Raw genomic sequence first — 23,544 nt, 5'->3', positions numbered from 1 at the left:
TCATGCGTTTCGTACAGGGTTTTCTTCGCCAGCTGGTGGCCGGGTTCGCAGTGTTGTTGGCGCTGACGGTGATTCTGGGCATCGGCTACCCGGCCGTGGTCTGGGGCATCAGTCGAATCGGAACCGACTCCGCCGAGGGTTCGCCGCTGCGTGACTCGCAGGGCTGCGTCGTCGGAAGCTCGTTGATCGGCGTCGACCCGCAGGTCGCGCCGGGAGAGCCCGATCCGTACTTCCACACCCGCGTGACGGGATCGGTGTCCGAGAACGATGCCTTCGCTCCCGGAGATCCCGCCGCGGCGCTGCCGACCAACCAGGGGCCGTCGAGTGAGATTCTCGCGTCGTTCGTCGAGCAGCGTCGCGCTGCGATCGCCGAGCGCGAAGGCGTCGACCCCGCCGCGGTTCCCCCGGACGCGGTCACCGGCTCCGGTTCGGGCGTCGACCCCGCGATCAGTCCGGAGTACGCCGCGGTGCAGGTACCGAGGGTGGCCGAGGTCAACGGTATGAGTGTCGGCGACGTCGAGGCTCTGGTCGCCGAGTACACCGCTGGACCGCAGTACGGTGTGCTCGGGGCGAAGGCGGTCAACGTGCCGGAGCTCAATGTGGCGCTGGGCTTGACCAGCCCCTGCAGCTGAGACAGGAGAAGTGTCGTGCCGGATCGAGGTGAACTGCGCATCTATCTGGGCGCTGCGCCGGGAGTCGGCAAGACCTTTGCGATGCTCGGTGAGGCGCACCGGCGTCAGGACAGGGGCTGCGATGTGGTTGCTGCCCTGGTCGAGACGCACGGCCGAGAACGGACGATCGCCGCGCTCGACGGGATCGAGGTGGTACCGCCCCGCCTCGTCGAGTACCGCGGATCGCAGTCGGAGGAGCTCGATCTGGAGGCCGTGCTGGCGCGGCGGCCCCAGGTTGTCCTCGTCGACGAACTGGCACACACCAATACACCGGGAGGCGTGCACGGTAAGCGGTGGGAGGACGTCGAGGACCTGTTGAACGCAGGCATCAGTGTGATTTCGACGCTCAATGTGCAACATCTGGAATCGTTGAACGACGTGGTGCAGCAGATCACCGGGGTGCCGCAGCGAGAGACCGTACCGGACAGCGTGGTTCGCGGTGCCGACCAGGTCGAGTTGGTCGACATCACCCCTGAGGCGCTGCGCAGTAGATTGCGGCACGGGAACGTCTACGCCCCCGAGAAGGTGGACGCAGCACTGAGCAACTACTTCCGCCGAGGCAATCTCACTGCGCTGCGTGAGTTGGCGTTGCTGTGGATCGCCGATCAGGTCGATGCGGCACTGGTGAAGTACCGCAGCGAGAATCGGATCACCGACACCTGGGAGGCGCGTGAGCGGGTGGTCGTCGCGGTGACCGGTGGCCCGGAATCGGACACTCTGCTGCGTCGCGCGAGCCGCATCGCCTCCAAGTCCAGCGCAGAGTTGATGGTGCTGCACATCGTTCGCGGGGACGGACTGATGGGCGTCTCGGCACCGCAGATGGGTTCGGTGCGCAAGCTCGCCGCGGGGCTCGGTGCCAGTGTGCACAGTGTGGTCGGTGACGACGTCCCGACGACGTTGCTCGACTTCGCTCGCGGGGTGAATGCGACTCAGTTGGTGATCGGTACGTCGAGACGGTCTCGGGTCGCGCGGATTCTGGACGAGGGCATCGGTGCCGCGGTGGTGCAGAATTCCGGAAAGATCGACGTACACATGGTCACTCACGACGAGCGGGCGCGGCGCTGGCGACTGCAGGTCGACGCAGGCCGACGCCGGATTCTCGCGTGGATCGCCGCGGTTGTCGTCCCGTGTGTGGCAGCGGCGGTGCTGAACCTCGTCGGGCCGAACTTCGGTCCGAGCGGGGAAAGCGCATTGTTCTTCATGGTCGTTCTGTGTGTCGCACTGTTGGGAGGCGTTGCGCCTGCTGCACTGTCGGCGCTGATCGCCGGGTTCCTGCTGAACTACTTCTTCACCGCGCCTTTGTACAGCCTCACGATCGCAGAGCCGGAGAATTTTGTCGTCGCCGTTGTCCTGCTGCTCATGGCCGTCGCAGTCGCTGCCTTGGTGGACGCCGCCGCGCGGAGAACGCGACAAGCTCGACGCGCCTCACAGGAGGCCGAGTTGCTGACTCTGTTCGCCGGATCCGTCCTTCGGGGAGCCGATCTGCCGGCGCTGCTCGAACGTGCCCGCGAAACCTACAGTCAGGACGGGGTGTCGCTGTGGGACAACGAGTCCGCGACGATCGTCGGCACCACGGGGGCCGGTGCCCCCACGGACAAGGACAGTGCCGACACCGAGATCGGCACCGGTGAGTTCACGCTGCTTCTCGCCGGCGACCGAACTCGAGCGCACGATCGACGAGTGCTCGCGGCCGTGGCCAACCAGGCCGCCGGCATGGTTCGGCAGGGCCGTCTCGCCGAGGAAGCCAGCCGCGCCAGTGCGCTTGCCGAGGCCGATGCATTGCGTCGAGCATTGCTCTCGGCCGTCAGCCACGATCTGCGGACGCCGCTCTCTGCAGTCAAGGCGGCGTCCTCGTCTCTGCGCAGCACCGACGTCCAGTTCTCGCCCGAGGACACCGACGAATTGCTGGCCACCATCGACGAATCGGCCGATCAACTGACGGCTCTGGTGAGCAACTTGCTCGACTCGTCGCGATTGCAAGCCGGTGTGGTGCAACCGAGTCTGCGCCCGGTCTTCATCGACGACGTTCTGGTCGGTGCCTTGGTCGGAGCCGAGGATCGGGTCCGAGTCGAGGTGGGTGACGTCGAGGTAGTGGCCGACCCGGGCCTGCTCGAGCGTGTGCTGGCCAACCTGGTGAACAACAGCGCCCGCTATGCCCCCGTCGGCGACATCACCGTCAGTGCCGCGACACACGGCGACCGGGCGACGATCTCCGTCGCCGACCACGGTCCCGGTATCGCCGAAGGTGCCGAGGTGACCATGTTCGACGCGTTCCAACGACTCGGGGATCGTGACAACTCCGTGGGCGTCGGGCTCGGGCTGTCGGTGGTGCGCGGGTTCGTGCGGGCGATGGGCGGTACCGTCACGGCATCGAACACCGTCGGCGGCGGGCTGACGATGACGGTCGAGTTGAAGGCGGCGATCAGGTGAAGGTGCGGGCGCTTGTCGTCGACGACGAGCCGCAGATCGTGCGCGCGCTTCGAATCAATCTCAACGTCCGCGGGTTCGAGGTCGTCAGCGCAGCTAGTGGCGGGGAGGCGCTGCGGGTGGCCGCGAACTTCCACCCCGACATCGTGATTCTCGATCTCGGCCTGCCCGACATCGACGGAATCGACGTCATCGCGGGGCTGCGTGGATGGACCGACGTGCCGATCCTGGTGCTCTCGGCGCGTACCGACTCGGCCGATACCGTCGAGGCGCTCGATGCCGGTGCCGACGACTTCGTGACCAAGCCGTTCGGTATGGACGAGTTGTTGGCGCGGTTGCGCGCCGCCTTGCGACGTGGACCGCACTCGGTTGCCGAGCCGGTTGTGCAGACCGCGGACTTCACCGTGGATCTTGCTGCGAAAACTGTTGTGCGAGATGGTGCGACCGTGCATCTGACTCGCACCGAATGGGGCGTTCTCGAATTGCTGGTTCGCAACGAGGGCAAGTTGGTGTCGCAGAAAGAGATACTGCGGACCGTCTGGGGTCCCGGGCACGAGCGCGAAACACATTACCTGCGCATCTATCTCGGTCAGCTGCGTCAGAAGCTCGAACGAGACCCGGCCGCGCCGGTGCACCTCATCACCGAAACGGGTATGGGCTACAGATTCGTGAGCTAGGCGTTGGGTTGTGCTCCCGACTCGTCCTGGTCGACGAAGAGCGCGAGAGATTCCCAGTTCTGTTGCACGGCAAGGGCGGCTCCGTCGGCGTCGCCGGCACTGCACAATTCGATGATTCTCTCGTGTTGTGCGATCGAATCGCGACCGACGAGCGAGGCGAACCGTAGCCGCTCCAGCCGCCGCAGGCTGGGTGTGACCTGCTCGAGCACCGACGCCACCACGTGGTTCTGGCCGGCCTCGACGGCGACGTTGTGGAACGCGTCGTCGCTCGCCAGGGCCACGTCGACATCGCCGCGGGTGAAGGCGGCGGCGAACTCCCTGTTCGCGTCGCGCATCCGGGTGATCTCGGGGGTGCCCATGAGCGGTACGGCGGTGCGCATCGCGAGCGCGTGCATGGCTGCGGCCACCGCCTGGACGTCCAACACCGCCTTGCGTTCGATGGTCGAGACGACAGTCGAGCGGCCGGGCCGCGTATGGACCAGACCGGCCAGCTCCAGTCGAGCGATGGCATCGCGAATGGGGGTGCGGGACACGCCGAGCCACTGCTCCAACTCCGAGTCGCGCAGTCTTTCGCCGGGTGCGAACGTGCCGTCGACGATGGCGTCTCGGATCGATACGTAGGCGTTCTCGCGCAGCAGTGACCGCTTGTGCTTTCCGAGTTCGACGGGTACCGGCATGCGAAATATCGTAGCCCACCCCGTCCGGCCTTGACAGATGGCGACATGCAAGATGCAATATATCGCAGACCCCGACCCGAGGAGAACTCCCGTGCCTATCGACGATTTCGACCGCTATCCACTCACTTTCGGCCCCAGCCCGATTCACCCGATGGAACGGTTGAGCGCTCACCTCGGCGGCGCGAAGATCTGGGCGAAACGAGAAGACGTCAACGCCGGACTGGCTTACGGCGGCAACAAGACACGCAAGTTGGAGTACATCGTTCCCGACGCATTGGCCAAGGGTGCGGACACTCTCGTTTCCATCGGCGGCGTGCAGTCGAACCACACTCGGCAGGTCGCTGCCGTGGCTGCGAAATTGGGACTGAAAGCGGTTCTGGTGCAGGAGAAGTGGGTGGACTGGCCCGATTCCGTCAACGACAAGGTGGGCAACATACTGCTGTCGCGGATCATGGGTGCGGACGTACGGCTCGACCCGTCGGGCTTCGGCATCGAGTTCAAGGACAGCTGGCAGAAGGCCATCGAGGACGTCGAGCGGTCGGGTGGCACACCGTACGCGATCCCGGCAGGCGGATCCGATCACAAGCTCGGCGGTCTAGGCTTCGCCAACTGGGCGTACGAGGTACAGAAGCAGGAGGAGCAGCTCGGGGTCTTCTTCGACACGATCGTGGTGTGCAGTGTGACCGGTTCGACGCACGCGGGCATGATCGCCGGCTTCGCGGGGCAGGACCGGCCACGCCGTGTCCTCGGTATCGATGCGTCGGCCAAGATCGAGGCAACTCGCAACCAGGTGGAACGGATAGCGCGGAACACCGCCGAGCTCATCGGTCTGGGACGTGAACTCCGCGACGACGAGATCACCGTCCTCGAAGGGTGGGCCGGTGACTACTACGGCATTCCGGTCGAGTCCACCATCGAGGCCATCAAGATGACGGGTCGCCTCGAAGGTGTCATCATCGACCCCGTCTACGAGGGTAAGTCCATGGCCGGCCTCATCGACCTGGTCGAGCAGGGTGAGATCGGCAAGGAATCGAATGTGCTCTACGCACACCTGGGCGGTCAACCCGCTCTCAACGCGTACAGCGGGATCTTCTGACGTAGACGCAGCCTCGTCCCTGCCCAGTGACGACTTCAGGAGGTTCGGTCGATGAGGCAGAGTCGAGAAGCGTTGGATCCGTTGAGTTGTCGGATCACCGCGGCACTGCAGGTCAACCCGAGGGCGCCGTGGGCGAGCATCGCCGACGCGCTCGGCGAGCCAGAGAGAACGGTGACTCGACGGGGGCGGGAACTGCTGGAGTCGGGCAGTGTTCGCGTGGTCGGAGTCATCGGTGCCACCGGTGCCGTCGTTCTTCGAGCGCGCTGCCACGTGGGTATGGCCCGCGCAGTGGCCGTCGGGCTGGCCCGTCGTGACGACACGATGTTCGTCTACGCCACGTCGGGACACGAGGAGTGCATCGCGGAGATCCTGGTCGACGACGCGCATCTGGCCGATCTCGTGCTCGACGATCTGCCGAGCGTCAGTGGTATTCGGCGAATTCGAGTCGATCCGATCACCCGTGTCTATCGTTCGGTACGGGAGTGGCGTCCGAGCATCCTCGACCACGGGCAGGTGGCCGCCCTGACTCCCCCCGTCCACGAGGGCTATCAGCCGGACGGGCGAATCGGCCCGGAGATCTCGTCGCTGCATCGCAGCATCCTGCGCGTGCTGGCCGAGGACGCGCGCACACCCACGTCGGAGATCGCGCGCGTGGTGGGCACCACGGTGAACACGGTTCGACGTCGTATGGAGACACTCGAGCAGACGAACAAGTCCCGCCTGCGCGTAGTGGTCGAACCGGCGTTGCTCGGGTACGCCGCGGAAGCGATGGTGTGGGTGAAGGTTGCACCGCGGCACCACGACAACCTGGTCGACCTGCTGCTCGAGCATTCCGAGGTGCGGTACGCCGTGGCGGTCGCCGGCTCCGAGGGTCTACTGATCAATTTCGCCTGCTCGGATCGAGTTACGTTGCACGAGATGACAACTCATACGAAATGGTCGGCACTGGCCGATTCGATCTCGGTGGTGTCGGTGTTGCGAGCCACCAAACGCAGCGGCAATCGGCTGTTCGCCTCGGAATCCGCGGCCTACCTGTACTGATCAGCGAATGGGGGCACCCGGGCCGAGCGGGATACCGAAGGCGTACCAGACGGCGAACAGTGCAGCCCACACGATCAGCATGCCCAGTGCGACGGGGATGGTGAACGACGCCAGGGTGCCGATACCCGCATTCTTCTTGTATCGCTGGATGAGTCCGAGGGTGAGGATGAAGTAGGCGGACATGGGAGTCATTGCGTTGGTGCAGGAATCGGCTATCCGGTACACGGCCTGAGTGGTTGCGGGGTTGACGTCGATGTACATCAGCATCGGGACCAGCACCGGCGCGAGCATCGCCCACATGGCCGAGCCGCTACTGACGAGCAGGTTCATGATCGAGATGACCACCAGCATCAGCAGGAAGACGACCAGCGGATGCCACCCACCGGCCTTCAGCAGCTCCGCCCCGTTGACCGCGACGACGTTGCCGATTCCGGTCCACTTGAAATACGCGAGAAACTGGGAGATCGCGAAGAAGAGAACCAGAATCGGAGCGAGGGTCCTGATCCCCACTGCCATGGATTCGGGGATCTCCCGCGCACGGCCGAAGCTGCCGGTGGTTCTGCCGTAGACCCAGCCGGTCAGGACGAACGCGATGGCGATGAAGAAGGCGACGTTCTCCATGACGACGGACTGGACGAAGCCACCGTTCTCACCTCGTAGTGGTGACGATGCAGGCAGCAGAGCTGCGACGATTACTGCGACGTAGATCAGGAACGCGATGCCGGCGCGGCGCAGCCCCTTCTTCTCTGCGGGCTCGAGTTCCAATTTCAGATTCTCGGCACCGTCCTCGACGCCGTCGTCGGGGTCGAGATTCATGTGCTTGGCCATCACCAGTTCCACGACGAGGGTGATGAACACGGAAATCACCAATGACGAAGCGAGACTGAAGAAGTAGTTGTCCACGGGCGTCACCACGTACTCCGCATCGACGATCTGCGCCGCCGAGGTCGTCAACGAGGACAGAATCGCGTCGCTCGGAGTGATGAGCGGTGATGCGTTGTACCCACCCGAGATGGCCACGAATGCAACCATCATGCCCAGTACCGGGCTGCGGCCCGCAGCCTTGAAGGCCAGTGCCGCCAAGGGGAGGACGACGATGAATGCTGCATCGAACATGACGTGCGACATGGTGCCGGCGAATGCGACCGCGAACGTCACCCATTTGGTGGGCAGTTTCACGATGGTGGTGCGCAACAACGTGGTCAGCACACCCGAATGCTCTGCCACCGAGACGCCGAGGATGACGGTGACGATGATCGGCAGTGGACCGAAGGCTGCGAAGTTGTCCAATGCGGTCCCGAAGATCATGGCGACGCCGTCACTGCTCAACAGACTCCGAACCGCTGTCGACTCGCCGGTACCGGGGAGTACGACGCTGGTGCCGAGGGCCGCGAGCACTGCGCTGACGACAGCCAGGATGGCCGCGAGAATCCAGAAGAGAAGGAACGGGTGAGGCAGTTTGTTGCCCACCCGCTCGATGCCGGAGACCAGCGCGAAGAGCGGTCTCAATCCCCTGGGTAATTGGTCCTCCGCCATCGCGGGAGTTGCTGGCGGGCCGTCGATTCGACTGGACATCGGTGTTTCTCCTTCGCAGACCTTCGGATTGTGACACAGAGCACGATGGCGAATGTTCTGCTCACTCAACTCGTTTCACGTTGCCGATTTGTTGCTTGCGTGTTTTTTCCGGCCGTATGCGCGAATCCGCCACGCGACGGGCGAAAACACTCAATTGCGAAGGATGGTTCTGTCTGTGCTGCGGGCGCATGCAGAGTGTAAATAGGCTGCCGACAACACTTCCGGCGATGCCGGACCGAAGCGAGGAGATCCATGAGCAGTGCTGCCGAGTCCATGTCCCTGCGCGAGCTGGCCGCAAGCATCCGCCGTCGTGACATCTCGGCGCGAGAAGCTCTCGAATCCCATCTGACGCGCATCGAGCAGATCAATCCCGTCGTCAACGCGATCGTCACACTCGACGCCGAGACCGCAGAACAGCGCGCCCTCGCTGCGGACGAGTATTCGGTATCGGGTGCGGCACTGCCCTCGCTGCACGGCGTGCCGATGACCCACAAGGACAACCACCTCACTGCAGGCATGCGCACCACGTTCGGGTCTCCGGTGATGGCGGACAACGTTCCCACCGAAGACAGCGGCATCATCGCGCGCCTCAAGCGCGCGGGAGTCAATTCGACGGGAAAGTCCAACGTCCCGGAGTTCGCCGCGGGGTCGCACACCTTCAACCCGCTGTTCGGGACGACGACCAATCCGTACGACCCCACCCGAAGTGCAGGCGGTAGCAGCGGCGGGGCCGCAGCCGCGATAGCCGCGGGGGTGCAGCCGGCCGGTGACGGCTCCGACATGGGCGGATCCCTGCGTACCCCGGGATCGTTCTGCAACCTGGTCGGGTACCGTCCGTCGCTCGGTCGGGTCCCGTTGACTCCCGCGCGCAACCCGTGGGCGTGGATCGCCCGGCAAGGCGTACTGGCTCACGACGTGGAGGACGTGCGCTTTCTGATGCGCGCCATCGCCGGCCCGGACGCGTCGAGCCCGCACAGTCTCCCGATCGACGACGCCTACGCATCGGCGGAGCCCGCCACTCTGCGTGGCCTGCGGGTTGCGTGGACCACCGATTTCGGTCTCGGCGTGCCGGTGGAACGCGAGGTGGTCGAGGTCCTGAGTCGCCAGCTCCACGTCTTCGAGGATCTCGGTGCCGTCGTCGAGGTCGGCTGCCCGGATCTGTCCGACGCAGACGAGGTCTTCCAGACCACGCGTGCGTTCGACTTCGCGACCAACTACGGTCACCTGCTGGCCGAGCACCGGCACCGGATGAAGGACGCGGTGCAGTGGAACGTCGACAAGGGCATGGCGCTCACCACCCGAGACATGATCTCTGCGAACGCGGCTCGTAGTCGCCTCGGTGCGGCCGTCAGACGTTTCTTCTCGACGTACGACGTCCTGATCGCGCCTGCGGTTCAGGTACTGCCGTTTCCGGCCGACGAGGAATACCCGACCGAGATCGACGGCACGCCCATGGGGAACTATCTCGACTGGATGCGCGCGGCCTGTTTGATCTCGGCGACAGGACTGCCGTCGTTGTCTGTTCCGGGTGGCTTCAGCTCGTCCGGTCTGCCCGTCGGACTGCAGATGGTCACAGCCGATGGGGCCGACCGGCTGCTGCTCCGCGTCGCGCACGCATTCGAGGCGTCGACGGGTTTCCACCGACGCAAGCCCGAGCTGGCGGTGACGTCCGCTGCCGGCCCCGCGGCTGTCGTGCCCTGAGCGTCATCCGCCGAGTACCTCACCCTCACGGCGTGGGTCGGCTCCTCCGATCCACCCGCCGTCGGTGCGCTCGAGTGCGCTCAGTCCACTGGACTGGTCTGCGACCGACACCTGGTGGCCCATCTCGCGGAGCTGCACCACCACCGGATCGTCCTCACCCGAGACGTTCGGGTGTTCACCGCCGTAGTTGGTCGACGGTGTGTTGGCGGCACCGAAATCGACCATCGACACCGCCTGCTGTGGGTCCATGCCCCAATCGAGCAGTCCCACCAACGTTTTGACGACGAACTGGATGATCACCGATCCGCCGGGAGAGCCGGTGACGAGCGCAAGGTCGCCGCGCGCGCCGTCGTCGCCACGATCGAAGACCAGTGTCGGGGCCATCGAGCTGCGCGGACGCTTCCCCGGCTCGACGCGGTTGGCCACCGGAGTTCCGTCCTCGGCCACCGGCGAGGCCGAGAAGTCGGTGAGCTGATTGTTGAGCAGGAACCCGTCGACCATGTGGAACGAGCCGAAGGCCGACTCGACTGTCGTCGTCATCGAGGCCGCGTTGCCCTCGCTGTCGACGACGGAGATGTGGCTGGTGCCGTATTCGGGATCGGTGGACGAGGCGAACTGGACCGGGCCGAAGTCGCCGGGCTGCGCGGTACCCATCGACCGACCCTCGTCGATCAGTCCTGCTCGCTCGCTGAGGTATTCGGGATCGAGCAACGCGTCGGGCGACCCACCGGGCAGGGGCACGAAGTCCGGATCGGCCACGTACTTGTCACGATCGGCATACGCGAGGCGCTCGGCCTCGGCGATCAGGTGCACACCCTCGGCCGTCGGGGTGCCGCCGTTGGCGTCCATCCCCGTCGGCGCGTATTGCGCGAGATCGAAGTTGGAGAGAATTCCCATCGCCGATGCCACCGCGATACCGCCCGAGGACGGACCGGGCATACCGCAGATGTCGTGGTCGCGGTACTCGGTGCACACGGCCGTACGAGTCTTGGGCTCGTACGCGGCGAGATCCTCCAGCGTGATCTGTCCGGGGGTACGGCCTGCGGTGGTGTCGGCGGTGGCGTCGACGATGGCCTGCGCGATATCACCGGTGTAGAAGGCGTCGGCACCGTCGGTTGCGATGGCGGAGAGCGTCTTCGACATCGCCGGGTTGTTCAGAACCGTCCCGGCCGGCTTGCCGGTGCCGTCCGGCTGTAGAAAGTACTCCTTGGACGCGGGGTCGAGGGCGAGCTTCGGTGCCGAGTCGGCAATGGACGACGCCATGCGCGGGCTGATCTCGATTCCGTTGTCCGCGAGACCGATTGCGGGTTGGAAGAGCTCACCCCACGGTTGGGTGCCGTGATCGTCGTGGGCCTGCTCGAGCATGCGCAGGACTCCCGGAACACCGATCGACCGCCCACTCGAACGGGCATCGGGTTGCGGCAGAGTGCGATTGACGTCGTCGATGTACCGCAGGTAATCGCCGGTCGCGCTCATCGGGGCGGTCTCGCGGCCATCGTAGCTCTGAACTTCCCCGGTGGCCGCGTCGTAGTACATCAGGAAGGCGCCGCCGCCGATTCCGGACGACTGCGGTTCGACGAGGCCCAGTACCGTCTGCGCAACGATCAGTGCGTCGGCCGCGGTGCCGCCGTCGCGCAGGACCGCGCAGGCGGCCTCGGTGGAGACCGGATTGGCGGTCGAGACCGAGTACGAGGCCGTTTCCACCGGGGTCATGTTCGTTCGATACCCGGTCGCCACTTCCGGATTGGTGGAGATGTCGCCCGAACTCGCGCTCGGCGTCGCTCCTATCGGGGTGCCGCCACTGGCACCGAGGACACAACTGTTCTCGGCCGCAGAGTCGGGATCGGTGCTCTCGCCGCTACTGCACGCGGCGAGCGGCACCAGCAGCAGGGCACAGGCAAGGACAGTCGAGCGGTGCACTCCGATTGCAGACACCGACCGACGCTAACACCGTCATCACCGTCGTTCGGCAGATTCGAGAAGCCAGTGTGCGATGGGTGCCGGCCGGCCGAACAGAAAGCCCTGCGCGTAACGGCATTCGAGAGCTTCGATGATCGCGGCCTGCTCCTCGGTCTCGACGCCCTCGGCCACGGTGGCCACCGGAAGCGCCGATGCCATGGCGACGATGGCGCGAATCAGCTGGGTATCGGATTCGGAACTGCCGATCTGGTGGACGAAGGACTTGTCGATCTTGAGCAGCGCGATCGGCATCGCGCGCAACCTGCTCAGCGAGGAGTAGCCGATGCCGAAGTCGTCGAGCACGATGAGCACACCCATCGCGGCGAGTCGGTCGAGAACGCTTCTGGCCGCGCCCATGTCGTCGATCAGGACGCTCTCGGTGATCTCGAGCGCCAGATCCGCTCCGTCGAGGCCGTACGTGTCGAGGAGTCGTCCGACGACGACGGGCAGTGAATCGTCGCGCAATTGCATCGGGGAGACGTTCACCGACATGGTGACGTCTTGGCCGTTCGCGCGTAACGTCACCAGGTCCGAGAGCGCGGTGCGCAGCACCCATTCGCCGATCTCCTTGATGAGATTGGTCGATTCGGCGATCGGAACGAACTCGTTGGGGGCGCGTACACGTCCTTGCCAGTTCCAGCGGACCAATGCCTCGTAGACGACTGTTGCGCGCGAGGCGGTCGCGATGATCGGCTGGTAGTACACCTCGAGCTCACCGCGCCGGATCGCGCCGCGCAGCGCGGTGGCCGTCTCGATGGCCGATGTCGCACGAGCGCGGAGGGACTCGTCGAAGAACGCGAAGCGCGCCGGCCCGAGAGACTTGGCGTGATACATCGCGGTGTCGGCCTCGCGGATGGCGTCGTGCAGTCGGTCCGCGTCGGCGATGCCCACCGATGCCGTGACGTATGCCGTTGCCGCGCTGAGTGGGAACGGTTCGTTCATTCGATCGATGATGCGGCGGGCCAACGCTTCTGCACCACCGCGATCGCGTCGGGTCAGCACGACGAACTCGTCGCCCGCGTACCGAACCACGGTGTCGGCTGCGCCGACTGCGGAGCGGATCCGGCTCGCCGCAGCCATGATCAGTTCGTCGCCTACTCGGTGGCCGTACGAGTCGTTGACCATCTTGAAGTTGTCGAGGTCGACGAACAGGACGCACGTTCGTCCTGGACTCTGGGCGCGCTCGAGCAGGGTGAATTCCTCGTCGAGCATCGTGCGGTTCGGTAGCCCGGTCAACAGATCGTGAGCGGCCAGATATTTCGCGTGCTCTTCGCTCGCCTGCACTCTGGTCAGTGCGCGTTCCCCACGGAGGAAGGCACCCACCAGGATCGAGGCGAGCAACAACGACCGCACGATCAGATCTCCGGTGGATACCGCCGAGCCGAGCAGCGGCACCGTAGCGCACACGCACAGCATGAGCACCACGAACACGACGCGGCGGCTGCTGTGCGCGGGCGCAGGAATCTGGCGTTGGGAGACGGTGCGCATCGACGGATCGAGCGCGGCCATCGCGAGGGAGAGGTACGCGAACAGGTAGATGCCGTCGAGCAATCCCGACGCAGGCGCGTCGGGGGTGGTGGCAGCGAAGGCGTACGAGACGTCGCCGACGAGTGTTGCAACGAGGGCGATCAGGGCCCACTGCAGCGCAGCCGTGCGGGGCTTGGCGGAGAACAGCAGGTAGGTGGTCAGGGTGATCAACGCCGCGTCGATCGCCGGATACACCCCGTTCAGCACCGTCGATGCCGACGAGCGCGGCGATTCCAGCGCAGGCGAGATGAACAGTAGCCACGACAGGAACAGGGTGCCGAGGAAGATCAGACCGGCGTCGACGAGCGGAGTGATGTCGTCGATCGACTTACGATCTCGAATCCAACGCGAGAGTGCGTACCCGACGAGTGCGTACCCGGTGAGCGTGAACAGGTCCGGCAGCAGTGGGAACGAGTGATTCAGTGCGCTGGGATCACTGCGGAGGGAGACCCCGAACATGAACAACACCGAGGCACCGAGCAGGGCCCACCAGCATCGGGAATCATCGGGTCGATAGCGACGGATGGCAGCGGTGATGGCGAGTACCGAACCGACGGCAACGGTGGCCAGGACCCCGGCGCGCACCCCGGCGTCCCCGAGTACGAACACGGTGGTCGCGACGACGGCCACGGTGATCAGGCCGGCGGTTCGTTTCGAATGCATGGCGAAGGGGGCAGCGACCTTCGTATTCATCGAAGGACCCTCTTCCTTGTCACTCGCGGCGATCACATGGCATTCGCGACGCCTTCATCGGTGAATATACGTCGTAGCGCAGTGCGTACGACGCCGAAGTTCGCCCTCTGCGTCGAAAGCGATCCAACCCGATGTTGCGAGGGCGACGTCGTCAACCACGGGTTGACGTCAGGTGATCGTCAACTTAGAGTTGACGTATGACCGAATCGCTGAAGATGACGAACCCCGTCCGCCTCGACGACCTCATCGAGGCCATCGAAAAAGTGCATACGGATACGCTCGATCAGTTGTCCGGCGCGGTGATCGCCGCCGACGCTCTCGGCGAGGTCGCCGATCATCTGATCGGACATTTCGTCGACCGCGCCCGTCGCTCCGGGGCGTCCTGGACCGCCATCGGTGCATCCATGGGGGTCAGCAAACAGGCGGTGCAGAAGCGTTTCGTCGCCAAGGGTGGTGACGATCCGGCCGATCTCGATGCCAGTCAGGGCTTCTCGCGTTTCACCCCGCGGGCTCGCAACGTGGTGGTCGGAGCGCAGAACGAGGCGCGGGCCACGGCCAACGACCGAATCACGACCGGGCATTTGATCCTCGGCCTGCTCGGCGAACCCGAGGGGTCGGCAGCGATGTTGTTGGGTGCTCAGGGGCAGACGCCCGAACGGATCCGTTCTGCGGTGACGGCGACATTGCCGGAACCGACCGACCCGATCCCGGACCTGGTGCCGTTCGACGCCGGTGCCAAGAAGGTGTTGGAACTGACGTTCCGCGAAGCGCTTCGCTTGGGGCACAAGTACATCGGCACCGAGCACATTCTGCTGGCATTGTTGGAGAACGAGGATGCCACCCTTGCGGAGCTCGGAGTCCGCAAGGGGGCGATCGAAGAGGGGCTGGCCGCTCTGGAGAGCTAGGGCTGCGCCGACTTCTTCCGCTCCACGGCGGAGCGCACCTCCTCCTCGATCAGGTCGCCGTTGATGGCAGCGCCCGCTTTCGTTCCGGCCGCCGACGCCGCAACCACCGTGTCCATCGGCGCGGACACGTTGCCTGCAACCCAGACGCCAGGAACGGATGTGGCACCGACGGGGTCGGCCTCGACGTACGTGCCGAGGACGTTCTCGTTCATGACCATCTCGGTGGTGCCGATCCCCAGCGACACCAGGATGTCCGCGCGGGAGGTGAAGTTGGGTCCCACGACCAACGCGTCGAGCGCAATTCGTTCGCCGTTCGCGAGCGTCACCCCCACGATGGCGTCGTTGTCGACGTCGATTCGAGCGATTTCCTCGTCGACGACGGCAATGCCGCGTGCGTCGAGTCGCTCGAGATCACCCGCAGCCAATTCCGTTGCCGTGTGGGCGAATACCGTGACGTGCTCGGTGAGTTGGCGCCACATCTGTGCCTGGTGCCCGACCATGGCGCTGCCGATGATTCCGACAACGCGATCCCGCACCTCCCAGCCGTGGCAGTACGGGCAGTGCAGAACGTCGCGACCCCATCGCTCGGCGAGGCCCGGAATGTCCGGCAGGACGTCGGTGAGGCCCGTGGTGACCAGGATCCTCCGGCCGCGGACGACCGAACCGTCGGCGAGGGTCACCTCGAACCCGGATGCGGTTCTCCTCGCCGAGGTCGCGACGCCGTCGACGATGCGTGCGCCGTAGTGCCGCGCCTCGTCTCGGCCGAGTCGAACCAGTTCGAGAGGTGACGCGCCGTCGCGGGTGAGGTAGTTGTGAGAGTGCGCTGCCGGCGCGTTGCGCGGGTCACCGGCATCGATGATCACGACGGATCGTCGGGAACGGCCGAGGGCGACGGCGGCGCTGAGTCCGGCGACTCCGCCGCCGACGATGATCGCGTCGACCGGAAGGTGTGGATCGGTGTCTGTAGTCATGTCGACAGTGTCCGACTCAGATCGAATACTGGCAAATATTCTTGCTGCATCGGCAAATGGTGGAATCGAAAAGTACCCGACGTCGTAATCGAAGGCGTGAAACGGGCGAATAGCCGAATTGTGATCGCGCCGACCGGTGTCGTGGTCTCCGGTGGTCGTCGTAAGCGCGCATGTACCGCTTGAACAGGGAGTTCGCTCGAGGTGTACTGGTCGGTAAGAATCGAGCCGGGGGGGGGCGTATGGGGCACTTCGAGATCGGAGAGACCGTGATCACGGTCCGCAATCTGGGGCACGTTCGGTGGCGTAGTGGAATCCCGAAGGGAACCGTGGGAATCGTTGTCGGCGTCGACTGGCTCGGGGATGCCCGCGTGAATTTCGCCGTCGACGAGTCGATGCGCACCCGTGGTGAGACGGTGGAGCACATCGTCGCCGACGGCGATGTCCGCACTGTGCGGGCCGCTCCCCGCCGTCTGATCGGTTAGTTGCCTGCGGTTCGCTCGTCGTCGGTCGCGGGGCCGGTTTCTACGGCTCCGCCTTCGCTCGACCAGTCGTTGTCCTCCGCTGCCGCGGCCGGATCGGACGTCACGTCCTCCCTGGCGTCGGGTGCAGTGTCGTCGTTCTTCGAGTCGTTGCCGTGGGTAGTCATGACTCGGGGGTACCCGCGCGGGGCCGATGCAATCGTCGGCCCCGCGAGGGTGAGCGTTCGGTGGTCTCTACAGCCCGAAGGGCAGCGTTCCCGGTGCCAGCTCGAAGCCGCTGCTGCCAGCGGAGATGGAGCCGAAGCCACTGAGGATCTGGTTGATGAACGCGGTGATCATGTAATTCCTCTGTTCGATGCGATGGACCGTGTGTCCTGGACAACCCGGTCGAGATTACCGGCAGCTGTAGCGTCGACGCTGTGAGGAGCCAGGGAATTCTCGTCGGTCTTGCTGTGAGCGCCGGTCTGCTTGCGGGCTGTTCGTCGGATTCTTCGGTACCGGAAGGGCCTGCTGTGTCGTCGGAGGCGTCCGTTCCGATGAACTACGTCGCGCTGGGTGACTCGGCCGCATCGGGCCCGCGTATCCCCGACCAGATCGGTGTTCCGGGATGTCAGCAGTCCGACGCCAACTATCCTCACGTGCTCGCCGAGGAATTGGCGACCGGCTCGTTCGTCGATGTGACCTGCTCGGGTGCCGTCACCGAGAACATCGTCGCCACACCACAGAGCACATCCAGCGGTGAGGTGCCCGTGCAACTCGACGCGCTGACCCCCGACACCGATCTGGTGACCGTCACGATCGGCGGCAACGACATCGGGCTCGTCTCGACGGCGGTGCAATGCCTGACGTTCGCGGACACCTCGGCCACCAACATCTGCAAGGACCGCTTCACCGCAGGCGGCGTCGATACCGTGGCGACGGCCATCGCCGACAGAGCACCCAGCTGGGGAGCGATGCTCGACGCGGTGGCCGAACGTGCGCCCGAGGCACGGATTCTGGTGGTCGGCTACGGCACCTATCTGCCGGACGGCGGCTGCTTCCCCACCCAACCCATGCTGCCCGAGGACGCCGACTACATCCAGGGCAACATCACCGCGATGAACGAGGCCCTGCGAACGCAGGCGGAGGAACACGGTGCGGAATTCGTCGACACCGAGGCGCTGAGCGTCGGCCACGACGTGTGCGTGGCTCCGGACCAGCGGTACTTCGAGGGCGTCGTCCCGCAGAATCCTGCTGCGCCGCTGCACCCCACGGCGGCGGGGATGGCAGCGATCGGTGACGCGGTCGCCGCTGCCGTGCGTGCCGGATAGGGAACCACGAAACCGTAACTGGCTCTTCTCAGGCGAGCCGGTCGACGTGAAGTCTTGACCGCATGGTGTCGTCTTCCGCAGTTCTCGGTGTGTTCGCAGTGGCTCTCGCGTTGGTTCTGACGCCGGGGCCGAACATGATCTACCTTGTCTCGCGCAGCATTTCGCAGGGCCGACGGGCGGGTGCGGTGTCGCTGGCCGGAGTCGCACTCGGCTTCCTGGTCTATCTGACGGCCACCAATCTCGGCCTGGCGGCGGTGTTCACCGCCGTGCCCGCGCTCTACACGGCGGTCAAGCTCGCCGGCGCGGCCTACCTCGCCTGGCTGGCTGTGCAGGCGCTGCGCGGGAGCGTCTCGGCATTCGAACCGACCGAGCTGCAGCAGGATTCGACTCGGCGACTGTTCACCATGGGTTTGGTGACCAACCTGCTGAACCCGAAGATCGCGATCATGTACATCTCGGTCATCCCGCAGTTCGTCGATCCCGCGGCCGGTCACCTTCTGCTGCAGGGATTCACGCTCGGCAGTGTGCAGATCGCGGTGGCGGTGGCGGTCAACCTGGCGATCGTGGTGCTGGCCGGATCGATCGCGCAGTTCCTGGCCGTCCGCCCCACGTGGCTGAAATTGCAGCGCTACCTCATGGGCACGGTGCTCGGGCTACTGGCGGTGCGTGTCGCCACCGATGGCGGCAGGCCCGTGCCCGCGTGAGCGGTAGGCGCGCCAGCCGCCGAATTCGGTGATGTCGGTTCCTTTCTCGGCCGCATCGTGCGCGCAGCAGAATCCGGTGACCCAGCGACCGTCGGACAATTCGACCGGACCCAGACCCATCGGTGCGGGTAGCCCGGCGAGGAAGGTTCCGAGCGCCGCAGCGGACATGCGGTAGAGCTCTCCGGAGATGGGAGCGCCCTCCCCTTCCCGCCGCACCAGACCTGGCTTGGGCGGGGTGGTGTGCAGATCCACCAGCCGGTAGTCCGCCGTGGTGGTCACCTCACCACTGAATCGCGCACCGCGATCGGTCAATTGGTGATGCACCGGAAAGCCGCGCAGATGCGCACCGACGACCAGTGCCTCGATGCCGTCCTCGATCAGAGTCGGTGACGGTGTGCCGCTCAGTCGTGCGGCGAGGTCTATCGCGACCTGATCCTCGAACGCCGGTACCACGACCATGACCCCGAACGGGGTGCCGTCGTGCGTCGGGGCACCGGGAACGGCCACCGCAGCCATGTCGAGCAGGTTGCAGAAGTTGGTGAACGTGCCGAGGCGTCGATTGATATTCTTCGGATCCGCTTGCACCGCAGCAATAGTGGGATGTTCGGTGGTGGTGGGCAACAGCAGGCCGTCGACGTCGCTCAGAAGTGCGCGGGCAGTGGTCTTCGCTCGCGCGAGTGTGTCGAGATCGTCCACATATCGGTGGGCGGACGGCCCTGCGGCCGAGCGGACTATCGCAGCGACCGTGGGGTCGGCACCGGCAGGCTCGGTGTCGAGGAACTTCCCGACGGCCGAATAGCGTTGCGCCACGATCGCTCCGTCGTACAGCAGTGTGGCCGCATCGAGTAGCTCCGAGATATCGACCTCGACGTGAGAGAAGCCTTTCTCGGCCAGGCCGGCCACCGTCTCCTCGAATGCCCGACGGTACGCCGGGCTCAACGACGCCAGATCCTCACCTCGCGGGACGGCGACCCGTGGCTCCGGTGACGCGGCCAGTCGCACGTCGGCCGGCCACGCCCGGCTGCGTGGATCGGTGATGGTGGGCCCGGTCATCACCTTCATCGCTGCAGTGGCACTGTCGAGCTCGCGCGCGAGAACGGTGACGCAGTCGTAGTCGACGCACGCGGGCACGACGCCGGTGTTCGGCACGATACCCAGCGAGGCCTTGATGCCCACGATTCCGTGGAAGGCTGCGGGCACTCGTCCGGATCCCGCTGTGTCGGTTCCGATTCCGATGTCCGCGATGCCCAGTGCCACGGCGACGGCCGAACCCGAACTGGATCCGCCCGAGACCAACGTCGGGTCCCAGGCACAGCGCACCGCGCCGTACGGGCTACGGGTGCCGACCAATCCGGTGGCGAACTGATCCAAGTTGGTCTTGCCCAGCACCAATGCGCCCTGGCTCGTCAGTCGCTCGACGGCGACAGCGGACTCCGTAGGAATGTAGGCGAACTCGGGGCACGCCGCGGTGGTGGGCAGACCCGCCACGTCGATGTTGTCCTTGACCGCGACGAGCGTACCGGCGAGCGGTAGATCCGCACCGGCCGCGAGCGCCTCGTCCAGCGACACGGCCTCGGCCAGCACGTCGTCCTCGTCGCGCAGGGTGATCCACACCTCGGGTCGATCCACCTCGGCGATTCGCTTGTATGCCTGCAGAACTCGCTCTCGGACCTCAGGCAGCATCGATCTTGCCTTTCTTGTCGAATTCGCCCGCAGCAGACCACGCGTCACGCTCGGCACCGAAGGCCACGGCTTGCGTTGCACGGAACTCGGCGATGGAGTCCGCGTTGGTGTCCAGGAAGGTCTCGTGCTCGGCGAGTGAGAACTCACCGTCGGTGATCTCCACTCCACCGCCGCGGCCTGCGGCCAGATCGGCGCGCAGATCCATCAGCTCCTCGGGTTCGACCGAGTACCAGGAGATTCGGTCGAAGAACCGCAACAGCCACGGGGTTCCCTCCTCGAACGGGCCGCCGCTGTAGGCGGCACTGTGGTTCCACACCTGCGTGGTTCGACCCACGAACTGATACCCGCCTGGGCCTTCCATGCCGTAGATGCACAGGTACGCCCCGCCGATCCCGACGGCGTTCTCCGGCGTCCAGGTTCGCGCCGGGTTGTACTTGGTCGTCACCAGGCGGTGTCGTGGATCCAGTGGCGTAGCGACCGGAGCACCCAGGTACACGTCACCGAGCCCGAGCACCATGTAGTCGGCAGCGAAGACGGTGTCGAACACGTCTGCCACGGAGTCGAGTCCGTTCATGCGCCGGATGAATTCGATGTTCCAGGGGCACCACGGGGCGTCGGCGCGCACGCCGTGCATGTACCGCTGAATTGCTTCCCGGGTCGAGGGGTCGTCCCACGAGAGTGGGAGCCGAACCTGGCGGCTGGGGACCACGAGTTCCGAGGCCGCGGGAAGGTCGTCCTCGACCTCGGACAGCAGGCCCATCAACGAATCCATCGACAGCACATCGGGATTCACCTTCACCTGCAACGAGCGGATGCCAGGTGTCAGGTCCAACAGGCCCCGGGGCGCGATACCCTCGATCCGCTGGTGCAGGGCGTGTACCCGGGCACGCAGTGTGAGGTCGAGCTTCATGTCGCCGTACTCGATGAGCACGTTGTCGTCGCCCGATCGGCGGTAGGTGACGCACGTATCGGCGTCGCGTCGAGCGATGACGCCGTCGTCCCCGTCTCCGCCTGCGGAGAACACTGCGGGCAGCGACGCTCGACGAGCGAGACCGAGTGATCCCAGCGGCGCGGTGGCTGCGGCTCGCACCGGAACGAAGCGGATGGTGTCCCCCGGTCGCAGCTGGCCGAGCTTCCACCGCTCGGCGGCGACAACGGTGACGGGGCAGACGAATCCGCCGAGGCTCGGGCCGTCAGGTCCGAGCAGGATCGGGGTGTCACCGGTGAAGTCCAAAGCCCCGACGCTGTAGGCGTTGTCGTGAATGTTCGACGGGTGCAGTCCGGCCTCGCCGCCGTCGGTCCTGGCCCACTGCGGCTTCGGTCCGATCAAGCGGACTCCGGTGCGATCGGAGTTGAAGTGCACCTCGTAGCGGGTGGCGTAGAGCGTGTCGATGTCGTCGCGGGTGAAGAACTCCGGTGCGCCGTGTGGGCCCTCGGTGACGGCGATGTCCCAGCTCGACGTCAGTACCGGTAGGTGTTCCATCGGAATGGGTCCGAGCACAGCGGAGTTGTCCGAGCGGCCGGCCAGGCCGATGACATCACCCTCACCGAGTGTGCCGCCGCGATGCCCGCCGAACTTGCCGAGCGTGAAAGTTGCTGCGCTGCCAAGATAGTCGTCGACATCGAGGCTGCCCTGGATCAGCACGTACACCCGTAGCCCGTGGCCGGTGGTGGTGCCGACATCGAGGGTGGCACCGGCCGGGACCAGAACCGGTTTCCACTGCGGGACCGGTCGGCCGTCGAGGCGTACCGGTACCGCAGCACCGGTGACGCAGACGTAGGTGTCGGCATCGAACGTCAATGCCGGCCCGGCCATGGTGGATTCGAGTCCCGGAGCACCCTCGGGATTGCCGAGTGCGACGTTGCCCAGCCGAAACGACAGATCGTCCATCGGCCCCGACGGCGGCACGCCCACCTTCCAGTAGCCGATGCGTCCGGGCCAGTCCTGCACCGTGGTGATCATCCCGGGTCGTTGCACGGTCATCTTGGCGGCCGTACTGTTCACAGCGTTCATGCCCCTGCCGACTCTCGCGTCACGATCATCTGCACTGCGGTGGGGTCGAACCCGTTGCAGGGGTTGTTGATCTGCGGGCAGTTGGACACCAGCACCAGCGTGTCGATCTCGGCGCGCAGCGAGAGCTTCTTGCCGGGGGCCGACAAACCGTCGACGATGCCGAGGGTGCCGTCCGCGTCGACGGGGACGTTCATGAAGAAGTTGATGTTGGGGGCCAGGTCTCGCTTGCCGAGACCCCACTTGGAACCCTCGATGAGGAAGTTCTCGACGCACGCGTGCTGATGCTGCGTGTGGTGGCCGTAGCGCAGGGTGTTCGATTCTTTGGAGCAGGCGCCGCCGACGGTGTCGTGGTTGCCGACCTCGTCCTCGACGATCGTCATCAGCGGCGTCGAATCATCGCTGCGCAGAACGGTTCCGGTGGTGAGGAACAAGTTCTGTTGCGCGGTGACCGTCGCAGCGGCGGAGTACCGGAGCGCATGATCGTGCGCTCCGTACAGCAGAGTGTCGACGGCCTGATTGCCGTACAGGTCGACGATCGTCAGGATGTCACCCGCCTCGACGACGGCGGACCAGGGGCCGAACGCAGGGGCGATCTCGTCTCGTACGATCGTGGTCTCGAGGGTTCTGGTGGTCACTGCACTGGTGGTCACTGCGCTGCCTTCCATGCGTTCTCGGTGTTCTGCACTGCGCGCTGGTATTCCGGTTCGGTGTTGTCGAGCGTGAGCAGCTCTTCGGGTGCCTTCCAGGCCAGGACGTCGAGGGTCGTCGTGGGGAACTCGGACCTCGGGTCCAGTGGGTGAGCGGTGTTGGTCAGCAACACGATCACCGGCAGGTGGATGAGCAGGTCCACCGAGCGGCCCGGTCCGGCCGAGCCGGTGCTGACGAGGCTGCCGTCCGCGGCGACGGTGACGCCGTGGAAGAACGACAGGGACGGCGCGACGTCGCGTGGTTCGAGTCCGTGCTTGGCTGCGGCGAGGGTGAACAGTTCACGCCCTGCCGGGGCCGACGAATGTGGTCCGCTGACTCCGTATTTGGCGACATTGGTCGCGGTGGACGTGGTGCCGCACAGTGCGTCGTGGCGACCGGAGGTGTCGGCGACGATGGTGGCCAGCACGCGGCCCTGGTCCGAGAGCAGGGGGTGCCCTGCGCTCAGGTACGCCTGCCACGGCACCTTGACGGTGTCGGCGGTGTTGAGTCGTTCCCATGGGGCGTCGGCGCGGTAGAGCAGCACATTGGCGCAGGCGGCACCGTCGACGTCGACGAGTCGCAGCCGGGTTCCGCGAGCGAGGACCTTGGTGGTGTAGCTGCCACCGGGAACCGATTCGGCCCACGTGAGCTCCGAGATGCCCTCCGGAGCGGTGGGGGCCGGTGCGACGGTCGCCTGGGACCGCGCATGTTCCTTGGCCGAATGGGTGGTTGCTGTGCTCATAAGAG

Annotated in this window: 20 protein-coding genes; 10 read left to right on the top strand and 10 right to left on the bottom strand. The window is 65.5% G+C overall.

The window, feature by feature from the left end; genetic code table 11:
• The first annotated feature begins 2 nt into the window (after positions 1–2).
• Genes MTX34_RS10385 through MTX34_RS10375 form a run of 3 tightly spaced genes read left to right on the top strand, consistent with a single transcriptional unit; the run spans position 3 to position 3,775 of the window.
• A complete protein-coding gene (locus MTX34_RS10385; protein ID WP_243609384.1) occupies positions 3–632 on the top strand; it encodes a potassium-transporting ATPase subunit C in 630 nt (209 codons plus the stop codon).
• Positions 633–647: 15 nt separating this feature from the next.
• Positions 648–3,101, top strand: a complete 2,454-nt coding sequence (locus MTX34_RS10380; RefSeq protein WP_243609383.1) for a sensor histidine kinase KdpD — start codon at positions 648–650, stop codon at positions 3,099–3,101.
• Positions 3,098–3,775 carry a response regulator gene (locus MTX34_RS10375; RefSeq protein WP_243609382.1) on the top strand — a complete coding sequence of 226 codons (678 nt, stop codon included), beginning with the start codon at positions 3,098–3,100 and terminating at the stop codon, positions 3,773–3,775. Before MTX34_RS10380 ends, MTX34_RS10375 begins: the two co-directional genes overlap by 4 nt.
• Here MTX34_RS10375 and MTX34_RS10370 read toward each other — a convergent pair.
• Positions 3,772–4,452 carry a GntR family transcriptional regulator gene (locus MTX34_RS10370; RefSeq protein WP_243609381.1) on the bottom strand — a complete coding sequence of 227 codons (681 nt, stop codon included), beginning with the start codon at positions 4,450–4,452 and terminating at the stop codon, positions 3,772–3,774. The two genes, MTX34_RS10375 and MTX34_RS10370, sit on opposite strands and share 4 nt — an antisense overlap.
• Before the next feature lie 91 nt (positions 4,453–4,543).
• Between MTX34_RS10370 and MTX34_RS10365 the strand changes: the two genes are divergently transcribed.
• Together MTX34_RS10365 and MTX34_RS10360 are read left to right on the top strand one after the other, a co-directional pair.
• Positions 4,544–5,548, top strand: coding sequence for a 1-aminocyclopropane-1-carboxylate deaminase (locus MTX34_RS10365; protein WP_243595557.1), 1,005 nt, complete (start codon positions 4,544–4,546; stop codon positions 5,546–5,548).
• 51 nt (positions 5,549–5,599) lie between these two features.
• Positions 5,600–6,589, top strand: coding sequence for an Lrp/AsnC family transcriptional regulator (locus MTX34_RS10360; protein WP_243609380.1), 990 nt, complete (start codon positions 5,600–5,602; stop codon positions 6,587–6,589).
• Here MTX34_RS10360 and MTX34_RS10355 read toward each other — a convergent pair whose 3' ends face one another.
• Positions 6,590–8,164 (bottom strand): AbgT family transporter, encoded by a 1,575-nt coding sequence (locus MTX34_RS10355; RefSeq protein WP_243609379.1) that lies wholly within the window; start codon positions 8,162–8,164, stop codon positions 6,590–6,592.
• 252 nt (positions 8,165–8,416) lie between these two features.
• On the opposite strand from MTX34_RS10355, the gene MTX34_RS10350 reads away from it, so the two are divergent.
• Entirely contained in the window at positions 8,417–9,865 is a 1,449-nt protein-coding gene (locus MTX34_RS10350) for an amidase (protein ID WP_243609378.1), read from the top strand.
• 3 nt (positions 9,866–9,868) lie between these two features.
• Here the strand turns inward: MTX34_RS10350 and ggt are convergent, their stop codons facing one another.
• Positions 9,869–11,800, bottom strand: a complete 1,932-nt coding sequence (ggt, locus tag MTX34_RS10345; RefSeq protein ID WP_243609377.1) for a gamma-glutamyltransferase — start codon at positions 11,798–11,800, stop codon at positions 9,869–9,871.
• Between the two features lie 21 nt (positions 11,801–11,821).
• Positions 11,822–14,044 (bottom strand): bifunctional diguanylate cyclase/phosphodiesterase, encoded by a 2,223-nt coding sequence (locus MTX34_RS10340; protein WP_243609376.1) that lies wholly within the window; start codon positions 14,042–14,044, stop codon positions 11,822–11,824.
• Between the two features lie 197 nt (positions 14,045–14,241).
• Here MTX34_RS10340 and MTX34_RS10335 point away from each other — a divergent pair, with 197 nt between their 5' ends.
• On the top strand, positions 14,242–14,949 hold the full coding sequence (locus tag MTX34_RS10335; protein ID WP_243609375.1) for a Clp protease N-terminal domain-containing protein: 708 nt from the start codon (positions 14,242–14,244) through the stop codon (positions 14,947–14,949).
• On the opposite strand, the gene MTX34_RS10330 is transcribed toward MTX34_RS10335, so the two are convergent.
• On the bottom strand, positions 14,946–15,920 hold the full coding sequence (locus MTX34_RS10330; protein WP_243609374.1) for an NAD(P)/FAD-dependent oxidoreductase: 975 nt from the start codon (positions 15,918–15,920) through the stop codon (positions 14,946–14,948). The genes MTX34_RS10335 and MTX34_RS10330 overlap by 4 nt on opposite strands.
• Before the next feature lie 239 nt (positions 15,921–16,159).
• On the opposite strand from MTX34_RS10330, the gene MTX34_RS10325 reads away from it, so the two are divergent.
• Positions 16,160–16,402 carry a hypothetical protein gene (locus tag MTX34_RS10325; protein WP_243596661.1) on the top strand — a complete coding sequence of 81 codons (243 nt, stop codon included), beginning with the start codon at positions 16,160–16,162 and terminating at the stop codon, positions 16,400–16,402.
• On the opposite strand, the gene MTX34_RS10320 is transcribed toward MTX34_RS10325, so the two are convergent.
• On the bottom strand, positions 16,399–16,566 hold the full coding sequence (locus tag MTX34_RS10320; RefSeq protein ID WP_243609373.1) for a hypothetical protein: 168 nt from the start codon (positions 16,564–16,566) through the stop codon (positions 16,399–16,401). The two genes, MTX34_RS10325 and MTX34_RS10320, sit on opposite strands and share 4 nt — an antisense overlap.
• Positions 16,567–16,818: 252 nt before the next feature.
• On the opposite strand from MTX34_RS10320, the gene MTX34_RS10315 reads away from it, so the two are divergent.
• Together MTX34_RS10315 and MTX34_RS10310 are read left to right on the top strand one after the other, a co-directional pair.
• Positions 16,819–17,709, top strand: a complete 891-nt coding sequence (locus MTX34_RS10315) for an SGNH/GDSL hydrolase family protein (RefSeq protein ID WP_243609372.1) — start codon at positions 16,819–16,821, stop codon at positions 17,707–17,709.
• Positions 17,710–17,771: 62 nt separating this feature from the next.
• Complete coding sequence (locus tag MTX34_RS10310) at positions 17,772–18,413, top strand: LysE family translocator (protein ID WP_243609371.1); 642 nt, start codon at positions 17,772–17,774, stop codon at positions 18,411–18,413.
• Here MTX34_RS10310 and atzF read toward each other — a convergent pair.
• The 4 genes from atzF to MTX34_RS10290 are packed head-to-tail and all read right to left on the bottom strand — an operon-like array spanning position 18,363 to position 23,539.
• Positions 18,363–20,096, bottom strand: a complete 1,734-nt coding sequence (gene atzF, locus MTX34_RS10305) for an allophanate hydrolase (protein ID WP_243609370.1) — start codon at positions 20,094–20,096, stop codon at positions 18,363–18,365. The genes MTX34_RS10310 and atzF overlap by 51 nt on opposite strands.
• Complete coding sequence (locus MTX34_RS10300) at positions 20,086–22,110, bottom strand: 5-oxoprolinase/urea amidolyase family protein (protein WP_243609369.1); 2,025 nt, start codon at positions 22,108–22,110, stop codon at positions 20,086–20,088. The genes atzF and MTX34_RS10300 overlap by 11 nt, the downstream gene beginning before the upstream one ends.
• Positions 22,107–22,775, bottom strand: coding sequence for an urea amidolyase associated protein UAAP2 (locus MTX34_RS10295; protein WP_243609368.1), 669 nt, complete (start codon positions 22,773–22,775; stop codon positions 22,107–22,109). The genes MTX34_RS10300 and MTX34_RS10295 overlap by 4 nt, the downstream gene beginning before the upstream one ends.
• Positions 22,757–23,539 (bottom strand): urea amidolyase associated protein UAAP1, encoded by a 783-nt coding sequence (locus MTX34_RS10290; RefSeq protein ID WP_243609367.1) that lies wholly within the window; start codon positions 23,537–23,539, stop codon positions 22,757–22,759. The genes MTX34_RS10295 and MTX34_RS10290 overlap by 19 nt, the downstream gene beginning before the upstream one ends.
• Positions 23,540–23,544 lie beyond the last annotated feature (5 nt).

This window comes from Rhodococcus sp. ARC_M5, assembly GCF_022810405.1.
GTDB lineage: Bacteria > Actinomycetota > Actinomycetes > Mycobacteriales > Mycobacteriaceae > Rhodococcoides > Rhodococcoides navarretei.
This window is presented reverse-complemented; position numbering and strand designations above follow the sequence as displayed.

What these genes read in the sequence shown, in the direction of transcription:
- MTX34_RS10360 (WP_243609380.1), top strand. Translation starts at nt 5,600, where the DNA reads ATGAGGCAGAGTCGAGAAGCGTTGGATCCGTTGAGTTGTCGGATCACC.
- MTX34_RS10385 (WP_243609384.1), top strand. Translation starts at nt 3, where the DNA reads ATGCGTTTCGTACAGGGTTTTCTTCGCCAGCTGGTGGCCGGGTTCGCA.
- MTX34_RS10325 (WP_243596661.1), top strand. Translation starts at nt 16,160, where the DNA reads ATGGGGCACTTCGAGATCGGAGAGACCGTGATCACGGTCCGCAATCTG.
- MTX34_RS10370 (WP_243609381.1), bottom strand. Translation starts at nt 4,452, where the DNA reads ATGCCGGTACCCGTCGAACTCGGAAAGCACAAGCGGTCACTGCTGCGC.
- MTX34_RS10355 (WP_243609379.1), bottom strand. Translation starts at nt 8,164, where the DNA reads ATGTCCAGTCGAATCGACGGCCCGCCAGCAACTCCCGCGATGGCGGAG.
- MTX34_RS10330 (WP_243609374.1), bottom strand. Translation starts at nt 15,920, where the DNA reads ATGACTACAGACACCGATCCACACCTTCCGGTCGACGCGATCATCGTC.
- MTX34_RS10310 (WP_243609371.1), top strand. Translation starts at nt 17,772, where the DNA reads ATGGTGTCGTCTTCCGCAGTTCTCGGTGTGTTCGCAGTGGCTCTCGCG.
- MTX34_RS10340 (WP_243609376.1), bottom strand. Translation starts at nt 14,044, where the DNA reads ATGAATACGAAGGTCGCTGCCCCCTTCGCCATGCATTCGAAACGAACC.
- MTX34_RS10295 (WP_243609368.1), bottom strand. Translation starts at nt 22,775, where the DNA reads ATGGAAGGCAGCGCAGTGACCACCAGTGCAGTGACCACCAGAACCCTC.
- MTX34_RS10300 (WP_243609369.1), bottom strand. Translation starts at nt 22,110, where the DNA reads ATGAACGCTGTGAACAGTACGGCCGCCAAGATGACCGTGCAACGACCC.
- MTX34_RS10350 (WP_243609378.1), top strand. Translation starts at nt 8,417, where the DNA reads ATGAGCAGTGCTGCCGAGTCCATGTCCCTGCGCGAGCTGGCCGCAAGC.
- MTX34_RS10320 (WP_243609373.1), bottom strand. Translation starts at nt 16,566, where the DNA reads ATGACTACCCACGGCAACGACTCGAAGAACGACGACACTGCACCCGAC.
- MTX34_RS10335 (WP_243609375.1), top strand. Translation starts at nt 14,242, where the DNA reads ATGACCGAATCGCTGAAGATGACGAACCCCGTCCGCCTCGACGACCTC.
- MTX34_RS10290 (WP_243609367.1), bottom strand. Translation starts at nt 23,539, where the DNA reads ATGAGCACAGCAACCACCCATTCGGCCAAGGAACATGCGCGGTCCCAG.
- atzF (WP_243609370.1), bottom strand. Translation starts at nt 20,096, where the DNA reads ATGCTGCCTGAGGTCCGAGAGCGAGTTCTGCAGGCATACAAGCGAATC.